Source organism: Marinobacterium iners DSM 11526 (assembly GCF_900107855.1).
GTDB classification, from domain to species: domain Bacteria; phylum Pseudomonadota; class Gammaproteobacteria; order Pseudomonadales; family Balneatricaceae; genus Marinobacterium; species Marinobacterium iners.
The window spans coordinates 12,612-32,386 of the sequence record NZ_FNRJ01000016.1 but is presented as its reverse complement, the minus strand read 5'-3'; the positions used below and the strand labels follow the sequence as shown (position 1 = coordinate 32,386).

Genomic DNA, 19,775 nt, shown 5'->3' with positions numbered 1-19,775 from the left:
CAGATGACGTCAACCCCCCGTATCCTGCTGGTCGATGACGATACCGCCCTGCTGCGCCTGCTTGAAATGCGCCTGCAGGCGTCGGGCTACGACATCAGCTGTGCCGAAAGCGGCGAAGAAGCCCTGGAGATGATTCGCCAGCACAGCTTTGACCTGGTTCTTACCGATCTGCGGATGGATGGCATGGATGGCCTGATGCTCTTCTCCTGCATCCAGCAGGAGCAGCCAGACTTGCCCGTGATCATTATCACCGCCCACGGATCCATCCCTGAGGCTGTGGAAGCAACTCAGAAAGGCGTATTCGGTTTCCTGTCAAAACCCATTGACAAGGACCATTTGCTTGATACTGTTCGTGCGGCACTTAACACGTCTCAGCGTCACCGTGACCAAAGCTGGCGCGCGGGTATCATCAGCCACAGCGCACGTATGGAGCAGCTGCTGGATCAAGCTCAGCGTGTAGCGGCTTCTGATGTAAGCGTACTGATAACCGGCCCCAGTGGGAGCGGCAAGGAGCTGGTTGCCCGTGCGATCCATCAGGCCAGCGCTCGTGCGGACCAACCGTTCATTGCCATCAATTGTGGCGCTCTGCCCGAGCAACTGCTGGAGTCCGAACTGTTTGGCCACACCAAAGGTGCGTTCACCGGTGCGGTTAACCAACACGAAGGCTTGTTCCGTGCGGCACAGGGCGGCACCCTGTTTCTGGATGAGATCGGTGATATGCCGGTAGCACTGCAGGTAAAACTGTTGCGCGTACTGCAGGATCGAACCATCCGCCCGGTTGGCTCGACCCAGAGCACGCCGGTAGACGTACGTATCATCTCAGCGACTCACCGCGATCTCGAAGCCGCGATGCTGAGCCAAGAGTTCCGTGAGGATCTCTATTACCGTCTCAATGTGGTCAACCTGGAACTGCCGCCACTGCGCGAGCGGCCCGAAGACATCCCGCTGCTGGCTCGTCATTTCCTTACCCAGGCAGCTCATAAACACAACCGCAAGGTTCGTGGCATCTCTCCCGGTGCACTTCATCTGCTTGCCCAAGCGGCTTGGCCAGGCAACGTCCGTCAGTTGGAAAACGTGATGGAGCAGGTGGTTGCCCTTAGCCCTTCTCCCATCATTCCCGAAGGGTTGATATCCAAGGCACTGACCAATCAGGAGCGTGTCATTCCTTCGTTCAATGAAGCGCGCGCTGACTTTGAGCGACGCTATCTGATCAAGGTGCTGCAGATTACGGAGGGCAATGTCACCCATGCTGCCCGTATTGCCCAGCGCAACCGGACCGACTTCTACAAGCTGCTGAACAAGCACCAGCTGGAAGCGGCTCAGTTCAAGGCTGATGCCAAGGCTGCTTTGGCTGCTCAACAGGAAGCCCTGAAACAGGCTACCGAGCAGCGCAAAGTCGGCTGATCCTGCCGAACTCGGCACAAAAAAACCGCGCTTGCTTTTGGTAGGCGCGGTTTTTTGTGTTTGAATGCGCCGTTTATCGGCCCAGCATCTCCAGCGCCTTGTCGGTCAAGTCAATAACATCCAGTACCGTACCGCGGCCCTGAACAACGCGCACCACGCTGTCGCCCAACAGAATCAACTCGGCCGCTTCAGAATCGTATCCGAGCCGCTCAAGATAATGCCGCGGCAGACGCTCGCCTCTGCGATAGAGATCCGAGTCCAGCACTTCACCCTGACGCACCTTGTCACGCCACCCCGGCGGCAGCTCGCCCCCGCGGGCAAGTTTTTTCTGCAAACCCGGTGGCAAGGACTTCATCCTGCCCGGTTCAGAACGAACACCATAGCGCTCTTCCAGCACCTGGTCGCGCAGCAAGCGCCGCTCACGCTCGGACAGGGGTAAAAAACCGTCAACTCGGTCATCAGAGCGACGTTCATCACGTTGCTGAGGTTGATGTACCCGCTCGGGCCACTCCTTCTGAGGTTTCCCATCAGGTCCTGCCCAGGAAGGCTTGTCTGCCATAGTCGGCATAGATATCAGGCAGGCTGACAGTATCAAGGTCAGTTTTTTCATGGCTACCTCTGGTCTTCAGAAGTCCTTCCGGACCGGTGTTGGATTTTATTGCCCATTTTTATAGTATCGCTGTGCCTTTTATTCTCTGTAGACGAGTTTCTAATGTCCTCTCTTCCCAGCCTCAATGAAGCCTTGGCATTAATGAACCAGCAAGCTTTTGCCGCTGCCCGTTCCATCTGCCAGCAGCACCTTGCCCACAAGCCCGACGACTTCAACGCTCGCCACCTGCTGGGACTGATTCAGCTCAAGTCCGGCAATGCCATTGCGGCCTGCCGTGAACTGCAACGTACCACCGAGTTACCCGTACAGGCGCGCTTTAAGGCCCAGGCTCTCAGCAATCTCTCACTCGCATTGCAGGCAAGGGGCCGATCTGAAGACGCGTACAGGGCAATAGAGCACGCCATCACCCTGCTCCCCGACGAATCGGCATTCCAGCTCAACCGACTCGCCCTGCTGGAACAGCTTGGCCGCTGGCAGACAATTGAGCAGCTTTTCACAGTTCAGCCTCAACTTATGCACTACACCGATGCCCGGCTGACCCTTGCAGTAGCGCTGCGCCACCAGCATAAAAGCCCTGAAGCTCTGAATCTGCTGCAAACCCTGTTGGTATCACCTGACTTCAGTATAGAAGCCGAATCTGAATGGGCCTTGAACCTTTGCCTGTGCCAACAAAGTGACAGGCTGTTGGCGCAGTTGCGCCAGCAGGATTGCTCACCGACACGGCTGTTGGAGCTGGCGGATTACATTGCCGAAGAAAGCGACCCTGAGGTGGCTGTTCAGTTATACGAAGAAGTGGTTAAGCAGCAACCTGATAACGCTCATGCACAGCACATGTTGAATGCAGCGGGCGGGCGCTGTTCTGCCGAAGCACCAAAGGGTTATGTGCAGGTGCTGTACGATACCCACGCCGAAGAGTTTGAAAATCGTTTGCAAAAACAGCTTGAATATCGCGCCCCCCAACTGCTGGCCGAGCTGCTGACACAACTGATTGAGCCCGACAATGCAGAGCTTGAGATGCTGGACTTGGGGTGTGGCACAGGCCTGTGTGGACAGGCCCTGAAAGCGGTACTGCCGATTCATCGGCTATATGGCTGTGACCTGTCGCACAGCATGCTTGAGTTGGCTGCCGCCAAAAAGTGCTATGACCAACTCGAATGCCGCGATCTGCAGAGTGCGCTGGCACAATCAGGTCCGGTCGATCTGATTACCGCCACCGATGTACTGATCTATACTGGCGACCTGCAACCCGTTTGTCAGGCAGCCGCCAGAGCCCTGCGAGCGGGTGGCCAATTTGCCTTTACCGTTGAAGCGGCCGAAGATGATCAGGCGGTCAGTCTCCAATCATCGGGGCGCTTCCGCCACAGCCAGTCTCATATTGAAGCGGCTGCAGCTGTTGCCGGGCTTCACGTGAAGTACTGCGCAACCTTTCCGCTGCGGCTGGAACATCAGCGGCAGCTAACCGGTCTAATGGTGGTGCTTGAGCGCCCGAGTCAGGCCGAGGGCAACAACGCCAGCAGTTGATCACACAGATTGCGCAACCGCTGCAGCTGGGCACGTTTGCCCGCGGGTTCGGCAACGGCCGTTGCCGGCTGCTGGCGCAAAATACGTTCGCACAACAAACGCTGATCATCACAGCCAATGCCTGCCTGACCCCATAGAGGCAACGTCTGCTCCAGCAGCCAGCTCAGTGGCAGCAGGCTGCTCTCCAGCGTTCTCTGATCCTGAGCAAACCCCCTAAGGCGCTTCAGCGTGTCCAGGTCGGCAGCATCCGGTTGCCAGAGGCCGCCCAACAGCAACGTCAGGCGCTCAGGTTCAAGATCCTGCAGCGCTCCCGGCAGCCGCCGCAGGACACTCTGACCATACCAGTGTTGCGCCCTGGGCAGCCACTGCCTCACCTGATCGCTGACAGGCCGGACCACCAGCAGTGCATGGGTACCGGCAACCGGATCACGTTGCTCGCCCAGACGTACCGGCCGATAGCCACAGTGATGCCAAAAGGCCAACAAAGATTCTGAAGCCGCGAAACTTGCACCCAGATAGTCAACCCCGGCCGCGACCGCCATACATTCCAGTTCATTCAGCAGCTGAGCCCCCAGTCCCTGCTGTTGCAACAAAGGGTGCACAGCAATGCGCATAATACGCCAGGCTCGCCAGGAGGCCACCTCACCCCAGCCCTCTTGCGCGATCAGGGTTTGCGGCAACAGATGGCCTCGTGGTCGGCGCCGCCCCTCCCACACCGTCTGTGCCAGCGCATCCGGCAGCTCCCCCTCTTCTGCCACCAGCACACAGGCCAGCGGCTGTCCCTGCTGCATCAGGACATGGATCTGAAGGTTGGGGCTGTCGAGCAGAATCCGCAGATCTCCCGGCGTCGTTCGGTAGTGAGCCAGCAGCAGCAGAGCGAACAAATCACGCAGCAGTGCCGGGTCTTGACTCAATTGCGCCTGATCAATGGTTTCCAGCAGCAGTGATTGATCCGGAGATGGAAGGGGCTGTGTATCCACATCCAGCAACAGCATTCGATTACTAAGATGCTCCAGAGGGTCAGGCCCGGCCCAGCGAATCGGTGTTTCAAGTCGATACTCTGCTGTAGTGGGCCGATACAGCTCAAGGTGATGCCGAAAACGCAGCGCAAAACCCTGGCCATTGCCCTCATAGCCATGCAAAGTGGTGGAGAATACGATCCGCGGACAACAATTCAGCAGTTCAACCAATACGGGGGTTGGAATGGCGGCGGCTTCATCAACCAGCAGCAAGTCAGCCTGCACTGGCTGATGCAACAAATCGTCAGGGCTGGCAAACAGCAGCTGCGACATACAATCAGGCGCAAGCGCCTGCACCCGTTCAAACACGGCACTTGTCGCGGCACGAGAAGGGGCTGTCAGTATGACTCGCTTTCCCTGCTGCAACAGACGAGCAGCTGCTATTCCCAGAGCCGCACTCTTGCCCCGACCCCGGTCGGCTGTCAGTACCAGTGCAGCACGGCGCTGCTCAGCCACCGCCAGCACACATTTTACAGCTTCAGCCTGGTCCAGACTCAGACAGGGCTGCTCTGCAGGCTCAGGATCTGCAGTCTGAGGCAATCGAGGCCAAGTGGCTCCGGCTACACTCCAGCACAGCAACTGATCGCTGCCCTCAAGAATGCTGCACAGGTACTGCAGAAAGTGACCTTTCATGTCAGCAGGGGTATGGGGCTCCACACACAGAGATGCATATTCGGGGTCATCATAGCCGCGCCACTGATCGGCTGCGGGTGTAAGCAGCAACAGAACGCCGCCCCCTCGGACAGTGCCACACAGCTGGCCAAAGGCATTGGGATTGAAACCGGCGTACGCATCAACAACGGCAAAGTCGAGCGTTGTACCCAGAACACGGTGCAGCTCAGCGGCTTTTAGGGAGGGAATGGCATGAGCAGCCGCAGTCAGTGGCTGTCCCAGCAGCACACCCTGACCAGAGCACAGGGGCGACAATGCAGTTTCAAGCTGGCGGTGACACCATGCCTGTTCACCCTGCACCCAGACCAGCAATCGTTGACGCGACTGTTTCAGCTGACGCTGCAGCCGCTCCAGCAGCGGCTGTGAGTTCATCCGTCAGTATAGGTCATGCTGGGAGTTGCGGGGTCTGTAGCCGCTTCGGCAGCATAGAACACCCCCGGTGCATCCTGCCTGGCTTCTTGCATTTTCTGTTCCAGATGTTGGCTGACCTTGCTTAGATTAAGGTCGCCTCTTGGCTGATAGGTCTGGGCTACCAGCCAAACCGGCAGATCTGGGTTGGACGAATTTTCCCGAATGTAGCGGTAACAACGCTCGGTCAGTTGCTCGGCATGCTCATTGGTACAGGGCAGCACGGCCCCCAGGTCTGAGTTGGTTTCCCAGCCGATCAGATCGCCCGGTCGAGACAGCTCTTCGCTCAACACCCGAATCACCTCCAGCAGGTGCTTACGCTTTGTGTGCTCGCCCAGGCTGATGCGCATCACGGTCAAAGGGGCAAACTCCCTTACTGCACGCCGACACTCCAGCGCCAGCATGTGCCGGAACCAGTTTTCGGTGGCAATACCGGTGTTGGGATCAAGTGCCAGCACCGGCTCCTGAGCGTACGTTACCGCAGCCGTCATACTGCGATTGCGCAGCATAAACAGCAGTGCAGCGGTACCAATCAGCAGCACAATTTGCAGTGCAACCACTCCTGCCCCGTATTCACCACCGGCCAGCAGCGCCAGTGTCAGCATGTTGAGCAGCAGCAACAGCACCACAAGATGGCGGCTGCGTCTAAGCTGCTGAACGAACATCGAGTCCATGTTCCGAGTTCCTTGATCATCTCGATTTGTCACTCAGTAAAGCGACTTTTGACTCGCGATGCAATCGACTGCATCCGATCAACGTCGCTTCTGGTGCTTTTCCCGGTTTTCCTGCCGTGCCTGCTCGCTTTTTCGCAGCATCAAATACACCGCGCCGGTACCGCCATGATGCGACGGAGCCGAGTGAAATGCCATGACCTGCTCCAATTCAGGCAGCCACTGATTAAGGTAGGTTTTTAACTGATTGGCATGCTCATCCGAGCGCCGCGCACGCCCCTGTTGAATCAATACACACCGAATATTCAGCTCAGCACTCTGGCGTACAAAACCCGCCACTTCATCACGCGCCTGGGCAAGTGTGCAGTGCTGAAGATTCAAACAGGCATCCGCGCTGTAACGGCCAAGACGCAGATTTCGAAACACACCCTCCTGTACCCCATCACGCTTCCAGCTGATCGGATCAGCCGGATGCAACCATTCCAGCGGCGCTAAGGTCAGCCCCTCGGGGGCACCTTCAGCCAGCTGACGTCGAATGCTTTTGTTCGGGTCAACACGCAAGGGGCGAACGGCAGCATGGTCACGCGTGGTATCGGCATAATGGTGTCGACTGATACCCTCAGCCAGCATCTGCTGCATGAATTCATCGTGGTTATCAGATCGCATGACGAACCCTCCTCTCAACAGCCGGGCACTTCAGCCCTGCAGCTGCCAATTGTGACAGCAGCCGCAACAAAATTGAACGCTTTTACCGAATCCGCTTCTCATCTATGGTTAGATAAAGCCTCAGCAGGAGTATGACCGATGCAGCGCTTCATGATCGCCTTGATCATTGTGATATTAAGTACGGCTGTGTACCTGTTTCTACAGCCAGACACTTCCACACCCGCACCACGCCCTGACCAGCCGCCTGAAGTATCGGAACAAACCCGCTCGGAAGCACAGGCTCATATTGATAGCCTGACCCGCCAGGCATCCTCGGACGTGATCGAGATGGACAAGGCACGCCATTTTGTTACCGGCGAACAGCTGCTTAGCCTTCCGCACAGAGAGGCGCTCAAGGCCGAACAAGAGACGTTGGAGCAGGACGGCAACGCCAGCAGCTTCGCCGTGGATATGCCTGCGCGTTCTGCAGGCAGCACCAGCCAGCCTGCACCTGAACTGGCACTTGACCGTCTGAGACTGCAGGAGCTGCTGCAAGACCCTGACCGCTCGGCCAATGAGGTGTTCTATATCCACGCTGTTCAGCCCGCCGACCGACATGGCCTGTGGGGAATCATGCGCCAGGGACTGATCGAAACCTTTGCCCGCGGCATTCGCGTCAATGACCGTTCTCGAGTCCTGAGTGTTGCCATTCCTGAAGATGCGGACACGCTGCAGGAAGACCGCAGCAGTTCATGGCTGGGGCGGTTGCTGCACGACAAGGTTGAGCAGACCTGGGTCTACAACCACCAGCAGGGACTGCTGGGACAGAACCCTGATGTGATTCACCCCGGCCAACAGCTGGTGATCGTGCGTTTCAGCGAAGACGAACTGATCAGCATCTATAACCATTTCAGTGAGTCCACACGCTGAGGCGGTGGACTCCTGCCGCCGAAGTGCGTACAATTATGACCTTATTTCAGGAAGGCGGCACCTGAGCAACACACTCCCGCGGCTTTCCTCCTCTTCTATGACCCAGGTAATACTCACAGCATGTCCAACACTGAAACCAGCCCCGCCAGCTTTGGCGATTTGGGACTGTCCGCTCCTATTCTCAACGCTCTGACTGACGTTGGCTACGAAACCCCTTCGCCGATTCAGGCCAGGAGTATCCCGCCGCTGCTGGAGGGACGGGACCTGCTTGGCATGGCTCAGACCGGTACCGGCAAGACCGCCGCATTTGCATTGCCGCTGCTGCAGCGTATTGACGCAGCCGCCACTCACCCTCAGGTTCTGATTCTGGCACCGACCCGTGAGCTGGCTCTGCAGGTTGCGACTGCCTGTGAGAAATACGCCCACCATCTGCCAGGGCTGCGTACCCTGTCGATCTACGGTGGACAGGGTTACGACACCCAGATCCGTGGCCTGCGCCGTGGCGCCCAGATCATCATCGGCACCCCGGGGCGCGTGATGGACCATATCCGTCGCGGCACGCTGCAGCTGGACAAGCTGCAGGCACTGGTTCTCGACGAAGCTGACGAAATGCTGCGCATGGGCTTCATCGACGATGTGGAGTGGGTACTGCAGCACACACCGGCACAGCGTCAAATCGCGTTGTTCTCGGCCACCATGCCGCAAGCGATCCGCAACATCGCGGAAAACTACCTGAACAACCCGGCCGTAATCAAAATCCAGTCACAGACCGCAACGGCCAGCACCATTCGCCAGCGCGTGTGGACGGTTCGCGGCATGAGCAAGACTCAGGCCCTGACCCGCGTACTTGAAATGCATGAGCATGAAGCCGCTCTGGTGTTCGTACGCACCAAAACCTCAACCGAAAGCCTGGCGGATGAACTGACCCGTGCAGGTTTCCCGGCGGCTGCACTGCACGGCGATATCGCTCAGGTTCAGCGTGAACGCATCGTCAGCAAGCTGAAAAAAGGCGAGCTGGATGTAGTGATAGCTACTGACGTGGTTGCCCGTGGCCTGGACGTTGAGCGCATCAGCCACGTTATCAACTACGACATTCCGTACGATAACGAATCCTATATCCACCGTATCGGCCGTACCGGTCGTGCCGGGCGCAACGGCGATGCCATTCTGTTCGTTGCACCGCGCGAGCAGCGTCTGCTCAAGCAGCTGGAGCGTACTACGCGCCAGCCGCTGGAAACGTTGCAGATGCCGAGCGCCAAGGAGATCAATGCGCTGCGCGCCGAACGTCTGCAGAAGAAGATTCTGGCCGCCGCCGAATCGGCCGACCTCAGCCAGTACCAGCCGGTGATCGATTCCCTGCAGCAGAATTCCGAACTGACTCACGAGCAGATGCTGGCCGCAACACTGGCGCTGATGCACAGTGACAAGCCGTTGTGGATGAACGAAAACGAACCCGATCCCAACCGGCCAGTACGTGAGCGCCCTGAGCGTGGCGAACGCCCTGAACGTGGCCGAGGCAAACCGGGTCGTAACGATCCTGTTGCCGAAGGCATGGAGCGCTACTGGATCGGCGTTGGTCACCTGCACGGCGTCAAGCCGGGCAATATTGTGGGTGCCGTTGCCAATGAAGCCAACCTGGAAAGCCGCCTGATCGGTCGTATCAACATCGCTGATGAGTTCAGCTGCATCGACCTGCCAGCCAACCTGAGCAGTGAGCAAATTCAGAAGCTCAAGCGTGCACGCGTGTGTGGCCAGAAACTGGACTTGCGCCCCTGGACCGATGCATCTGCTCCGCGCCGCTCACGCAGCAGTAACAGCGGCACCAGTAACAGCAACAAGCCATCACGCCGCGCCGCTCGCGCCAACTGATAGCCTGTAGAAAAAGAAAGGCTGCCTCCGCAACGGAGGCAGCCTCACAGGGCCGGAAAAGATTCCGGCTGATGGCCATACCCAGCGGGCATGGTGATAACGAGACACAGCAACCAACTTTCCTCCCAGTATAGTCAATCCGGTGGCCTAACAAGTCTGCCCGGCTCTATAATGCGTGAAACTTTTTCATTCAGGAGTATGTCATGACCACTCTGGGGACCCCTCTTTCCGCCACTGCCACCCGCGTATTGATGTGCGGTGGTGGTGAACTGGGCAAGGAAGTCGTGATCGAACTGCAGCGCCTCGGGGTTGAAGTGATTGTAGTAGACCGTTATGCCAACGCGCCCGCGATGCAGGTCGCTCACCGCTCGCATGTCATCTCCATGCTGGACGGCGCTGCTCTCCGTGCTGTCATCGAGCAGGAAAAGCCTCACCTGATCGTGCCCGAAATCGAGGCCATCGCCACCGACACTCTGGCCGAACTGGAGCAGGAAGGGTTCACTGTCATCCCGACCGCCCGCGCTACTCAGCTCACCATGAACCGCGAAGGCATTCGCCGCCTTGCTGCAGAAGAACTTGGCCTTGCCACTTCTCCCTATCGATTTGCCGGCACACTGGAAGAGTTCCGCCAGGCGGTAACGGAAATCGGTCTGCCCTGCGTGGTCAAACCGATCATGAGTTCATCCGGCAAGGGCCAGAGCACCCTGCGTGAAACGGATCAGATCGAGGCCGCCTGGCACTACGCCCAGGAAGGCGGTCGCGCTGGCGGTGGTCGTGTCATTGTGGAAGGCTTTGTCGAGTTCGATTATGAAATCACTCTGCTGACGGTACGTCATATCGGCGGCACCAGTTTCTGCGAGCCGATTGGCCATATTCAGGTGGATGGTGACTATCGCGAATCCTGGCAGCCACAGGTAATGACAGATTCTGCACTGAAAGCCGCACAGACGGTTGCCGAGCAAGTAACCGGAGCACTGGGTGGACATGGTCTGTTCGGGGTGGAGCTGTTCATCCGCGGTGACGAGGTGTTGTTCAGTGAAGTTTCGCCGCGTCCGCATGATACCGGCATGGTGACACTGATTTCGCAGGACCTGTCCGAGTTTGCGCTGCATGCCCGCGCCATACTTGGCTTGCCGATTCCGGTGATCCGCCAGCATGGCCCATCGGCTTCAGCCGTCATCCTGCCACAGGGAGAATCCACTCAGACCAGTTTCGGCCATCTGCAGGCGGCATTGGCTGCACCGGATACCGACCTGCGCCTCTTCGGCAAGCCAGAGATTCATGGCCGCCGCCGCATGGGGGTTGCACTGGCCCGCGGTGAAAACGTTGAAGAAGCCCGCGAGAAAGCTCGCAACTGCGCCCAGAGCGTGCGTGTAGAGTTCTGATCAGGTATTCACCAGCGCCAGCTTTCGATTACGGGGCAGGCGCTTGAGTGCCGCCTCCCGTCTGTGGGCACTGCTGCGGTCGTGCCCCGATTCCTGCCAGACCAGTGCCACCGGGCGCCGACAGCGGGTATAGCGGGCACCACCAGCACGCTCGCCATTATGTTGTGCCAGCCGCCGTTGCGGGTCTGTGGTCACGCCCGTATAGAGGCTGCCATCGGCACACCGCAGCATATAGACCCACCAGCCATCCTTTTCCTGATTCTCTTGCACCTGTACTTCCGAACCAAATTCGCCTGCTGCGGCTTATTGCCCCTGTTGCCGAAACGGACAGAGGCGTAGAATTCCGCTTTCTAACAATTCTGGGGGCTCGGTCAGACCGATGCAAACACTATTAATCACGATGGCAGGTATCGCCTTCCTGCTGATCGTGCTCGAAGATGTGGTGCACATCAACAAGGCGAAAACCACACTTTTCCTCGGCACACTTGCCTGGATACTACTGTTTCTGTTTCCTCAACACGGTGCCGATGCGGCCATGGTGCAGGAGCAGCTGAATGAAAATATTCTTGAAATCGCCAGCCTCTGGCTGTTCCTGATGGCCGCCATGACCTTTGTGGCCTTTCTCAACCATCAAGGCTTGATCGAAACCTTGATTTACAAGGTGTTGCCGCGCCGACTCAGCGAACGCAAGCTGATGTTTCTGGTAGCCGGTTTTGCCTTCTTCTTCTCGTCCCTGTCGGACAATATCACCGCCACATTGATTTCGATTGCACTGGTACTGTCGCTGCGAATGGAGGTAAAGAAAACTGTTCGCTTCGCCGTACTGGTGGTATTTGCGGTCAACTCGGGCGGTGTTGCCCTGATCACCGGCGATGTCACCACGCTGATGATCTTTATGCAGCACAAGGTAGAAATTGACGACCTGCTCTGGCTCAGCTTGCCGGCACTGACCAGCGTACTGCTGCTGGCAACCCTGCTGTCACTCAAGCTTAAGGGCGAAGTCGAGATCATCCCCTCTCCACGCCGTGATGACCGGGTGGGCAAGATGATCGCCATGATCTTTCTGCTCACCATTTTTTCTACCATTATCCTCAACGTGATCGCGGGGGTACCACCGCTGCTGACCTTCCTGTTCGGCCTGTCGATCATGTTTCTGGTGGGTCGCCTCTGCTATGAGGAAGACGAGCGTGAGAGTCTGCTCGACTACATCCGCGTCATCGAGTTCGATACTCTGCTGTTCTTCCTCGGCATTCTGCTGCTGGTCGGCATGATGAAAGAGATCGGTGTGCTGGATTCGCTGGTGCGGGTGTACGAAGTGATGCCGACTACAGCGGCCAACTACGTCATGGGACTACTGTCCTCACTGGTGGACAACGTGCCGCTGACCGCCGCATTGCTCAAGTCTGAAATCGCCATGAGTACCGCTAGCTGGCTGACGCTGACCTACGCGGTGGGCGTGGGCGGCTCATTGCTGGTAATCGGCTCGGCAGCCGGAATCGTGGCCATGAGCAAGGTGGAAGCGATCACCTTTATCAGCTTCATGCGTTATTCGGGGTTGATTCTGATCGCATACAGTGTGGGATTTGCTGGCAGCTATCTGGTCGGTCAGATGCTGCACAGCTGATGTCAGTCCGGCGAGAACCGCTCAAATGCGGTTCTCGGCTTCCGCCGCACCAAACCAGGACAGCTGCGGCTGTAATGCCACCACTTCGCCAACTATCACCAACGAGGGTGCCGGCAGCTGCGCCTCAGCCTGCTGTGACACAATGGTGTTCAGCGTTCCGGTAAGAACACGCTGGTCCTGCGCTGTGCCTCTGGACACAATCGCAACCGGTGTATCAACAGACTTGCCATGGCGGACCAGGCCATCGCACAGCTTATCAAGCGTATGCAGCCCCATATAGAACACGATGGTTTGATTGGGATGCACCAGTTCGGCAAAATCCAGCTCAGAGGTGCGATTTTTCAGCTGGCCGGTGACGAACTTGACCGACTGAGCATAGTCACGATGGGTCAGCGGAATACCGGCATAGGTTGAACAAGCGCTGGCGGCGGTAATGCCGGGCACTACCTGAAAGGGAATGCCCTCCTGTTTCAACCGCTCCAGCTCTTCACCACCGCGACCGAAAATGAACGGATCTCCGCCTTTCAGACGCACCACCCGCTTGCCTGCTCGGGCATGATCGATCAGCAGCTGATTGATCCCCTCCTGCGGCACGGCATGGTTGTCCCGCTGCTTGCCGACAAATACCAGGTCGGCATCACGGCGACACAAGTCCAGGACGTCAGGCGAGACCAAACGGTCATACAGCACCACATCCGCCTGCTGCATCAGCCGCAACGCCTTGAAAGTCAGCAACTCAGGATCGCCGGGGCCGGCTCCCACCAGATACACTTCTCCTACCTGGTGCTGAGCATTCCCCTGCTCGATCTGCTGTTCAAGCAATGCTTCGGCAGCGCTATCCTGACCGGCAAATACCCGCTCTGCCACCTGCCCCTGCAGCACCGATTCCCAAAAGACTCGGCGTTCATTTACACTGCCAAAGCGTGCCTTCACCTTGTCACGAAAACGCCCTACCAGCTGACCCAGACGGCTGTAGCCGTTAGGTATCCAGGTTTCCAGCTTGGCGCGCAGCAGCCGTGCCAGCACGGGCGATTGACCACCGGAGCTGATGCCGATCACGATGGGTGAACGGTCAACGATGGCCGGAAACACGAAGGTGCAGAGCGCAGGACTGTCGACAACGTTGACCGGCACGTTCTGAGCTACAGCATCGTAATGCACACGTTCATTAAGCTGATCATCATCGGTAGCTGCCAGCACCAGCACCTTACCGTCCAGCAGCTCAGGATGATATTCGCCGATAATCACCAGCCCACGATTGAGCTCCAGCAACGATTCCAGCTCTGGCAGAACACGGTGCGACACCAACGTAATGCGGGCTCCGGCGCGTACCAGAAGGCGCGCCTTGCGCAAGGCCACATCGCCACCGCCAATCAGCAGCACATCACGCTCGCGCAGGTCAAAAAACAGCGGCAGGTAATCCATCGCGGGGCTCCTCAATCAGGCCTATCTCTGCCCACAACTATAGTCAGATTCGATGGGATAAAAAATAAGTTTTTTATAACTTTATTGAAAAGCCCTGAGAATTCAGGGCTCCAGCGGAAAACGACGCTGCAGGTAAGAGACAATTTCGTCAGACTCGTACATCCATTCACTGTGGCCATCTTCATGATCAATGCGCAGGCAAGGCACTTTCATTTTACCGCCGCCATTGATCAAGTCCTGGCGGTGACGACCGTCGGCACGTACGTCACGCAGTTCGATCGGCAGGTTCAGGCGACGCATGGCACGGCGCACCTTGACGCAAAACGGGCAGGTTGGCAGCTGATACAGAGAATGGCTGCGCAGCGCTTCTTCAACCTGCTGCTGGTGCTGCGGGGTGCGCTTGCCACGACGTGGCAAAGTCAGAAAATGCAGAGCCATGACAATCAGGCCCAGAATCCAGCGGACGGCTTTCATCGTGACATCGATTCCTGTTTAGAAGTGATGGCGCATATTACACCATTGACCGAGATCAAAAAACCGCCGTCGCCATTTGCCCCCCTGTCAGCCACCCCGCGCTCCATGGTATTGTTAGCGCCTTTGACACCACATTGACACCCCAGCGCAACCAGCGAAAGTGAAGCGTTACAGACTATGGCCCAGGCTGAATCCAAATCTACCGCCGGCACCGGTTTCCAATTCAAGAGTACCCGTGCGGCCCTGAACGAACTGATCCTGCTTGAATCAGACCCGGCTCTGCTGGCTCCCCAGCTGGCAGCTCACGCTGCACGCGTCCCGATGCTGTTCAACGGTATGCCGGTAGTGCTGAATCTTCAGCAGCTGCCACAGCTGCCCAGTGCCGCTGAGGTACAGGCATTGATTGAGCTGTGCCGCGAACAGACACTCATGCCGGTGGGAATCAAGGCCGAACCGGGCAGCGCCACCGAACTCTGTGCACAGCTGCAAATGGCCGACTTCAGCCAGCAGCGCCGGGTGGCCGAGCCGGCACCGGAGCCAGCCACTGAACCATCGCCCAGACAGCCCGCTGCAGAAGCTGAAACGGCACCAGAACCTGCTCCGGCCCGCGCCGCCAAAATCGTGACCACTCCGGTACGTTCCGGCCAGCAGATCTATGCCCGTGGCAGTGATCTGGTGATTCTTTCATCGGTGGGTGCCGGTGCCGAGGTGATGGCGGATGGCCATATTCATGTCTACGGCCCGCTTCGGGGTCGAGCCATGGCGGGGGTCAGTGGTGACGAAGATGCACGCATTTTCTGCCAGAGCCTTGAGGCCGAACTGATCTCCATCGCCGGCTATTTCAAGACCAGCGAAGATCTGCAAACCGAACATTGGCAGAAACCTGCTCAGGCATTGCTCAGCGGTTCACGACTGGATACAGTCGCACTTTAATTAACATTGATCCATTTACACGGACACACACGCATGGCTGAAATCATCGTAGTCACCTCAGGCAAGGGAGGCGTTGGCAAGACCACCAGCAGTGCCGCTATCGGTACCGGCCTTGCCCTGCGCGGATTCAAAACCGTTCTGATCGACTTTGACGTGGGTCTTCGCAACCTCGACCTGATCATGGGATGCGAGCGCCGCGTGGTCTACGACTTTGTCAACGTGATCAATCAGGAAGCCACTCTCAATCAGGCTCTGATCAAGGACAAGCGCACCGATAACCTGTTCATCCTGCCCGCTTCACAAACCCGTGACAAGGACGCGCTCAGCGTTGAAGGCGTGGAAACGGTATTGAACGAACTGGCCAAAACCTTTGACTACATCGTCTGCGACTCGCCTGCCGGTATCGAAAAAGGTGCCCAACTAGCACTCTATTTCGCCGATACCGCTGTTGTCGTCACCAACCCCGAAGTCAGCTCGGTACGTGACTCCGACCGTATTCTGGGTGTACTGCAGAGCAAGTCCCGCAAGGCCGAACAGGGTGGCAGTGTAAAAGAGCACCTGCTGCTGACTCGCTACAACCCGGGGCGGGTTATGGCGGGTGAAATGCTCAGCGTTGAAGACGTGAAAGACATTCTGGCGATCCCGCTGCTGGGTGTTATTCCAGAATCAGAAGCCGTGCTTAAGGCATCCAACCAGGGCGTTCCGGTTATCATGGACGACGACAGTGATGCCGGGCAGGCCTATGACGATGCAATTGCACGCTTCCTCGGCGAGGATCGGGAGCACCGCTTCCTCGATGTACAGCGTAAAGGCTTCCTGAGCCGGGTATTTGGACGGAAGGGCTGATGGGTATTCTGAGTTATTTTCGACAAAAGAAGCAGTCCTCGGCCAGCGTTGCCAAGGAGCGATTGCAGGTACTGGTCGCATACGAACGCTCACAGCGCAGCCAGCCTGACTATTTGCCGCAGATGCAGCAGGAAATTCTGGCCGTGATTGCCAAGTATGTGGATGTATCGCCGCAGGACGTACAGGTCAATCTGGATGAAGACTGCTCCATCCTGGAGCTGAACGTCACCCTGCCGGAAAAGAGCTGACGCCTGCACCTATCCTGGTTTAAAAAGCCCGCATCTGCGGGCTTTTTAAACCAAAGGTTGAGGGTCTCAGTCTAGAGCAGAACCGCCTCGGCACGTACCGTCGTGGCGTACAGTGCAACCAGCGAATAGTTCATGAATTTGGTACTGGTCGAGAGATAGTCCTTGGCCCAGAAGCTGACCTTGTCAGAAAAGGCTTCAAGCCTTGCCGGCCCATCTTCCGCCTGTTGCAGCACCGTATTCAACGCCGAAAATTGACAGACGACCACCTCTCGCGAGTCCTGTACCTTACCTGCATCCGTAACCGCCAGCCGCAAAACGGAACATGAAGGCGCCCACTCTACCATGAAATAAAGTGACTCGTTTTTGACGTTCGCATCGAGACACGCCACCGCCCGCTCAAGTGCCGCTTCAACAACGTCCTTCACTGCCACATCGTCGACCGCGGTTGATTCGGCGGCGTGAAACACCAACCCAACCGCCGACTCTTCCGCCACATAAGGATTCCGACCCTCATTCACGCTCCAGTTCACGCTCACACTTGCTCCTCGTCAGCTAGCCTACCGCGCAACTGTGTGCTGCTCCGATTTGGCCAATATATTCAATACGGGACAAAGCCCTTGTCCTATTTTTGTGTGCAGCCTTCGGCACACACTGCATCATTTTAATTTATACAGGTACAGATATGGATATTCGATCAGCCAGCATGACTCTCGTAACGCCCGCCCTGGAAGAGACTCGCCACTTTTACGAAACGCATTTTAACGCACGTCCGGTCTTCGACTGTGGCTGGTATGTGGTATTGCGTCTTGGCACAACCGACTCTGATGTTGAACTCTGTATTATGCTACCGCAGGACGGCATGACCACGTTTACCGGTGGTGTGTGCCTTAATCTGAGGGTTTCTGACGCTGATAGCGTCCATGAACGTCTGCACCGAACCGCAGGACTAGCCGTGGAGATACCACTTGAAGACCACCCATGGGGAGATCGCGGTTTTGGCCTCAAGGATCCGGCCGGAACCATGATCTATTGCTACCATCCAATTGCGCCAGATGAATCCTTTCAGCGTTTCATTCTCGACGATTCGCAATAATTGAAAACGCATCCGGTGACGCCAGGCCGACCCATTCGGCCTCTGGCTGCTGCCGCAGTCTGGCTGGAGTGACTCCGAGCCAGCGGCGCACGTCCCGGCACAGATGTGCCTGATCAGCGTAACCATGAGCCAAAGCAATGTCTGCCAATGGCAGGTCCGACTGCACAATCGCAAGGCCAGCACGCCTTACTCGACCAAGCCCTTTCCAGAAGCGAGGTGATGCACCGGTAAGATCCAGAACCCCGCGGCGGATACTGCGTTCGCTGCGGGGATGGCTAATGGATCGTCCCTCATTCAACTCCTGCAGGCAATCTGCCAGCCATTGGGGTGGCAGTTGCGCGTACTCCATTACGTCCAAAAGACACTGCTGCATATCGGCCGGCTCTGCCTCATGGTCCAGCCTCGCGGCAGCATCAAGCAACGGCTGGTCACTATACTTTGCACTCGACTCAGCGCGCTCCCAGGGAAATGAAACACCAGGCGCCAAACGTATCCCCACAAACCGGGTCTCGCCCTCACAAACCACATGTCTGGGGCTTGCATCCAGCCCTGTGCAGATAAAACTCACAGGCCCTCCTTGAGAACTGATGGCAATCAAGTCGCGACAGCCGTCCGGCAGCACAGACATTTCCCCTTTGCCGCACTGTACACTCCATTGATATATGATGCTGTCCATAGATCCTCTTAGCAGTAAGACTCAGCCATGTGCCAGCTTCAGCCCCACAATACCGGCACAGATCAGCCCAAGGCTGACCAGCCTGAGCGGCTCAGTGGGTTCGCCAAACAGCAGCATGCCCAGCACGGCTGTACCGACAGCCCCGATACCGACCCACACCGCATAGGCGGTCCCTACCGGGAGGGAGCGCATGGCAATGCCGAGCAGCGCAAAACTCACCAGCAGTGAGACAACCGTCGCCACACTGGGCCAGAACCGAGTAAAGCCCTCGGTATACTTCAAGCCGATGGCCCAGCCTATTTCCAACAAGCCTGCCAGACACAGAATCAACCAGCTCATACAACACCTCTCTTGCGTGGGGCCGTCCCCAATGGAATGCAGAGAGGTGGGGTCGTCCCCACATCTGTTTGATTTTGGCTCATTATAAAGGTTTACAGGTCCGAGGTGTCTGCCGCCTCACGCAAACGCTCACGGCGCTGCTGATCCTCCTGCAGCACCGCTTTTATCTCTTCCAGCACGGCATCCACATCGGAGTCGTCACCCTCATCCTCAAACTCACCGCTCAGTTCAGAATCCGGGGTCAACTCACCTTCCTCAAACAGCGCCCAGATTTCGTTCGCGTACTGTGTATTCAGCAAATCCGGCGCGTACTGGCCGTAATAGCGACGCATATTATTCACGTCGCGGGCGAACATGGCCTGCGCGCTGTTGTTGGACGCCGCGTTGACCGCCTGCGGCAGGTCGATGATCACCGGGCCGTAATCATCCACCAGCACGTTGAACTCGGACAGGTCACCATGCACTATGCCCTCACACAGCATGAGCGTGATGTAATGCATCATCAGGGCATGATCTTCAATGGCCTGCTCTTCTGACATCGATACATCCGCCAGTCGCGGTGCGACATCGCCGGCATCGTCCGTAACCAGCTCCATCAACAGCACGCCATCAAAGCAACCATAGGTTTCAGGTACCCGTACACCGGCTCTTGCCAGTGTCGAGAGCGCGTTGATTTCGGCGTTCTGCCAGACCTCTTCCTGCTGCTTGCGCCCATAGTTTGAACGCTTCTCCATAGCGCGCGCCTGTCGTCCGCTGCGCACCTTGCGCCCTTCCTGATACTGCGCTGCCTTTTTAAAGCTGCGTTTGACCGCATCCTTATAGACCTTGGCACAGCGAATGGTATCGCCACACCGAACAATGTAGATGTCGGCCTCTTTGCCGCTCATGAGGCGGCTGATGACTTCATCGATCAGGCCATCATTGAAGAGAGGTTGTAAACGTGCGGGGATTTTCAAATAGCGCCTGCCGGTATTGGTCGGTAA

General features: G+C 57.4%; 21 protein-coding genes. 10 read left to right on the top strand and 11 right to left on the bottom strand.

The genetic code is table 11. From position 1 onward, the window contains the following. Nucleotides 1-3 precede the first annotated feature (3 nt). Nucleotides 4-1,404: a sigma 54-interacting transcriptional regulator gene (locus tag BLV48_RS14890; RefSeq protein WP_091827587.1), complete on the top strand. Its 1,401-nt coding sequence runs from the start codon at nt 4-6 to the stop codon at nt 1,402-1,404. A gap of 73 nt (nt 1,405-1,477) precedes the next feature. On the opposite strand, the gene BLV48_RS14885 is transcribed toward BLV48_RS14890, so the two are convergent. Beyond that, the gene (locus BLV48_RS14885) at nt 1,478-2,014 is read right to left on the bottom strand and encodes a hypothetical protein (RefSeq protein ID WP_091827586.1); all 537 of its coding nucleotides are present in this window, start codon (nt 2,012-2,014) and stop codon (nt 1,478-1,480) included. A 102-nt stretch (nt 2,015-2,116) separates the two neighbouring features. On the opposite strand from BLV48_RS14885, the gene BLV48_RS14880 reads away from it, so the two are divergent. Beyond that, a complete protein-coding gene (locus tag BLV48_RS14880; RefSeq protein ID WP_091827585.1) occupies nt 2,117-3,535 on the top strand; it encodes a methyltransferase in 1,419 nt (472 codons plus the stop codon). Here BLV48_RS14880 and BLV48_RS14875 read toward each other — a convergent pair. From BLV48_RS14875 to smrA, 3 genes are all read right to left on the bottom strand, one after another. Further along, complete coding sequence (locus tag BLV48_RS14875) at nt 3,505-5,598, bottom strand: tRNA(Met) cytidine acetyltransferase TmcA (RefSeq protein ID WP_091827584.1); 2,094 nt, start codon at nt 5,596-5,598, stop codon at nt 3,505-3,507. The two genes, BLV48_RS14880 and BLV48_RS14875, sit on opposite strands and share 31 nt — an antisense overlap. After that, nucleotides 5,595-6,308: a hypothetical protein gene (locus BLV48_RS14870; RefSeq protein WP_091827583.1), complete on the bottom strand. Its 714-nt coding sequence runs from the start codon at nt 6,306-6,308 to the stop codon at nt 5,595-5,597. Before BLV48_RS14870 ends, BLV48_RS14875 begins: the two co-directional genes overlap by 4 nt. A 78-nt stretch (nt 6,309-6,386) precedes the next feature. Beyond that, nucleotides 6,387-6,971, bottom strand: coding sequence for a DNA endonuclease SmrA (smrA, locus tag BLV48_RS14865; RefSeq protein WP_091827582.1), 585 nt, complete (start codon nt 6,969-6,971; stop codon nt 6,387-6,389). A 138-nt stretch (nt 6,972-7,109) separates the two neighbouring features. Here smrA and BLV48_RS14860 point away from each other — a divergent pair, with 138 nt between their 5' ends. The 3 genes from BLV48_RS14860 to purT all read left to right on the top strand — a co-directional run bounded on the left by BLV48_RS14860 (nt 7,110) and on the right by purT (nt 11,134). Next, entirely contained in the window at nt 7,110-7,880 is a 771-nt protein-coding gene (locus BLV48_RS14860) for a hypothetical protein (protein WP_091827581.1), read from the top strand. A 120-nt stretch (nt 7,881-8,000) separates the two neighbouring features. Continuing rightward, nucleotides 8,001-9,749: a DEAD/DEAH box helicase gene (locus BLV48_RS14855; RefSeq protein ID WP_091827580.1), complete on the top strand. Its 1,749-nt coding sequence runs from the start codon at nt 8,001-8,003 to the stop codon at nt 9,747-9,749. Nucleotides 9,750-9,952: 203 nt separating this feature from the next. Then, nucleotides 9,953-11,134: a formate-dependent phosphoribosylglycinamide formyltransferase gene (gene purT, locus BLV48_RS14850; protein WP_091827579.1), complete on the top strand. Its 1,182-nt coding sequence runs from the start codon at nt 9,953-9,955 to the stop codon at nt 11,132-11,134. Here the strand turns inward: purT and BLV48_RS14845 are convergent, their stop codons facing one another. Continuing rightward, a complete protein-coding gene (locus tag BLV48_RS14845; protein WP_309546613.1) occupies nt 11,135-11,404 on the bottom strand; it encodes a GIY-YIG nuclease family protein in 270 nt (89 codons plus the stop codon). Between the two features lie 109 nt (nt 11,405-11,513). Between BLV48_RS14845 and nhaD the strand changes: the two genes are divergently transcribed. Next, on the top strand, nt 11,514-12,758 hold the full coding sequence (gene nhaD / locus BLV48_RS14840) for a sodium:proton antiporter NhaD (RefSeq protein WP_091827578.1): 1,245 nt from the start codon (nt 11,514-11,516) through the stop codon (nt 12,756-12,758). 21 nt (nt 12,759-12,779) lie between these two features. Here nhaD and cysG read toward each other — a convergent pair whose 3' ends face one another. After that, a complete protein-coding gene (gene cysG / locus BLV48_RS14835; RefSeq protein ID WP_091827577.1) occupies nt 12,780-14,183 on the bottom strand; it encodes a siroheme synthase CysG in 1,404 nt (467 codons plus the stop codon). Between the two features lie 102 nt (nt 14,184-14,285). Next, nucleotides 14,286-14,657: a glutaredoxin family protein gene (locus BLV48_RS14830; RefSeq protein ID WP_091827576.1), complete on the bottom strand. Its 372-nt coding sequence runs from the start codon at nt 14,655-14,657 to the stop codon at nt 14,286-14,288. A gap of 177 nt (nt 14,658-14,834) precedes the next feature. On the opposite strand from BLV48_RS14830, the gene minC reads away from it, so the two are divergent. Genes minC through minE form a run of 3 tightly spaced genes read left to right on the top strand, consistent with a single transcriptional unit; the run spans nt 14,835 to nt 16,684 of the window. After that, entirely contained in the window at nt 14,835-15,590 is a 756-nt protein-coding gene (gene minC, locus BLV48_RS14825) for a septum site-determining protein MinC (RefSeq protein WP_091827575.1), read from the top strand. A gap of 33 nt (nt 15,591-15,623) precedes the next feature. Then, the gene (minD, locus tag BLV48_RS14820) at nt 15,624-16,436 is read left to right on the top strand and encodes a septum site-determining protein MinD (RefSeq protein ID WP_091827574.1); all 813 of its coding nucleotides are present in this window, start codon (nt 15,624-15,626) and stop codon (nt 16,434-16,436) included. After that, nucleotides 16,436-16,684 carry a cell division topological specificity factor MinE gene (gene minE / locus BLV48_RS14815; protein WP_091827573.1) on the top strand — a complete coding sequence of 83 codons (249 nt, stop codon included), beginning with the start codon at nt 16,436-16,438 and terminating at the stop codon, nt 16,682-16,684. Before minD ends, minE begins: the two co-directional genes overlap by 1 nt. 71 nt (nt 16,685-16,755) lie before the next feature. Here the strand turns inward: minE and BLV48_RS14810 are convergent, their stop codons facing one another. Further along, nucleotides 16,756-17,220 (bottom strand): hypothetical protein, encoded by a 465-nt coding sequence (locus BLV48_RS14810; protein WP_091827572.1) that lies wholly within the window; start codon nt 17,218-17,220, stop codon nt 16,756-16,758. A 146-nt stretch (nt 17,221-17,366) separates the two neighbouring features. Here BLV48_RS14810 and BLV48_RS19230 point away from each other — a divergent pair, with 146 nt between their 5' ends. Beyond that, nucleotides 17,367-17,777, top strand: a complete 411-nt coding sequence (locus tag BLV48_RS19230; RefSeq protein ID WP_217633032.1) for a VOC family protein — start codon at nt 17,367-17,369, stop codon at nt 17,775-17,777. On the opposite strand, the gene BLV48_RS14800 is transcribed toward BLV48_RS19230, so the two are convergent. The 3 genes from BLV48_RS14800 to BLV48_RS14790 form a co-directional block, all read right to left on the bottom strand. Beyond that, the gene (locus BLV48_RS14800) at nt 17,755-18,345 is read right to left on the bottom strand and encodes a helix-turn-helix domain-containing protein (RefSeq protein WP_175527693.1); all 591 of its coding nucleotides are present in this window, start codon (nt 18,343-18,345) and stop codon (nt 17,755-17,757) included. The genes BLV48_RS19230 and BLV48_RS14800 overlap by 23 nt on opposite strands. A gap of 129 nt (nt 18,346-18,474) precedes the next feature. Then, the gene (gene sugE / locus BLV48_RS14795; protein WP_091827570.1) at nt 18,475-18,792 is read right to left on the bottom strand and encodes a quaternary ammonium compound efflux SMR transporter SugE; all 318 of its coding nucleotides are present in this window, start codon (nt 18,790-18,792) and stop codon (nt 18,475-18,477) included. Between the two features lie 92 nt (nt 18,793-18,884). Then, on the bottom strand, nt 18,885-19,748 hold the full coding sequence (locus BLV48_RS14790; RefSeq protein ID WP_091827569.1) for a PA4780 family RIO1-like protein kinase: 864 nt from the start codon (nt 19,746-19,748) through the stop codon (nt 18,885-18,887). Nucleotides 19,749-19,775: the final 27 nt, after the last annotated feature.

Bases quoted from the DNA above. Each gene is read 5' to 3' on its own strand.
- BLV48_RS14880 (WP_091827585.1), top strand. From the start codon at position 2,117: ATGTCCTCTCTTCCCAGCCTCAATGAAGCCTTGGCATTAATGAACCAG.
- BLV48_RS14860 (WP_091827581.1), top strand. From the start codon at position 7,110: ATGCAGCGCTTCATGATCGCCTTGATCATTGTGATATTAAGTACGGCT.
- smrA (WP_091827582.1), bottom strand. From the start codon at position 6,971: ATGCGATCTGATAACCACGATGAATTCATGCAGCAGATGCTGGCTGAG.
- cysG (WP_091827577.1), bottom strand. From the start codon at position 14,183: ATGGATTACCTGCCGCTGTTTTTTGACCTGCGCGAGCGTGATGTGCTG.
- purT (WP_091827579.1), top strand. From the start codon at position 9,953: ATGACCACTCTGGGGACCCCTCTTTCCGCCACTGCCACCCGCGTATTG.
- minD (WP_091827574.1), top strand. From the start codon at position 15,624: ATGGCTGAAATCATCGTAGTCACCTCAGGCAAGGGAGGCGTTGGCAAG.
- sugE (WP_091827570.1), bottom strand. From the start codon at position 18,792: ATGAGCTGGTTGATTCTGTGTCTGGCAGGCTTGTTGGAAATAGGCTGG.
- BLV48_RS14855 (WP_091827580.1), top strand. From the start codon at position 8,001: ATGTCCAACACTGAAACCAGCCCCGCCAGCTTTGGCGATTTGGGACTG.
- minC (WP_091827575.1), top strand. From the start codon at position 14,835: ATGGCCCAGGCTGAATCCAAATCTACCGCCGGCACCGGTTTCCAATTC.
- BLV48_RS14890 (WP_091827587.1), top strand. From the start codon at position 4: ATGACGTCAACCCCCCGTATCCTGCTGGTCGATGACGATACCGCCCTG.
- BLV48_RS14830 (WP_091827576.1), bottom strand. From the start codon at position 14,657: ATGAAAGCCGTCCGCTGGATTCTGGGCCTGATTGTCATGGCTCTGCAT.
- BLV48_RS14875 (WP_091827584.1), bottom strand. From the start codon at position 5,598: ATGAACTCACAGCCGCTGCTGGAGCGGCTGCAGCGTCAGCTGAAACAG.
- minE (WP_091827573.1), top strand. From the start codon at position 16,436: ATGGGTATTCTGAGTTATTTTCGACAAAAGAAGCAGTCCTCGGCCAGC.
- BLV48_RS14870 (WP_091827583.1), bottom strand. From the start codon at position 6,308: ATGGACTCGATGTTCGTTCAGCAGCTTAGACGCAGCCGCCATCTTGTG.
- BLV48_RS14885 (WP_091827586.1), bottom strand. From the start codon at position 2,014: ATGAAAAAACTGACCTTGATACTGTCAGCCTGCCTGATATCTATGCCG.
- BLV48_RS19230 (WP_217633032.1), top strand. From the start codon at position 17,367: ATGGATATTCGATCAGCCAGCATGACTCTCGTAACGCCCGCCCTGGAA.
- nhaD (WP_091827578.1), top strand. From the start codon at position 11,514: ATGCAAACACTATTAATCACGATGGCAGGTATCGCCTTCCTGCTGATC.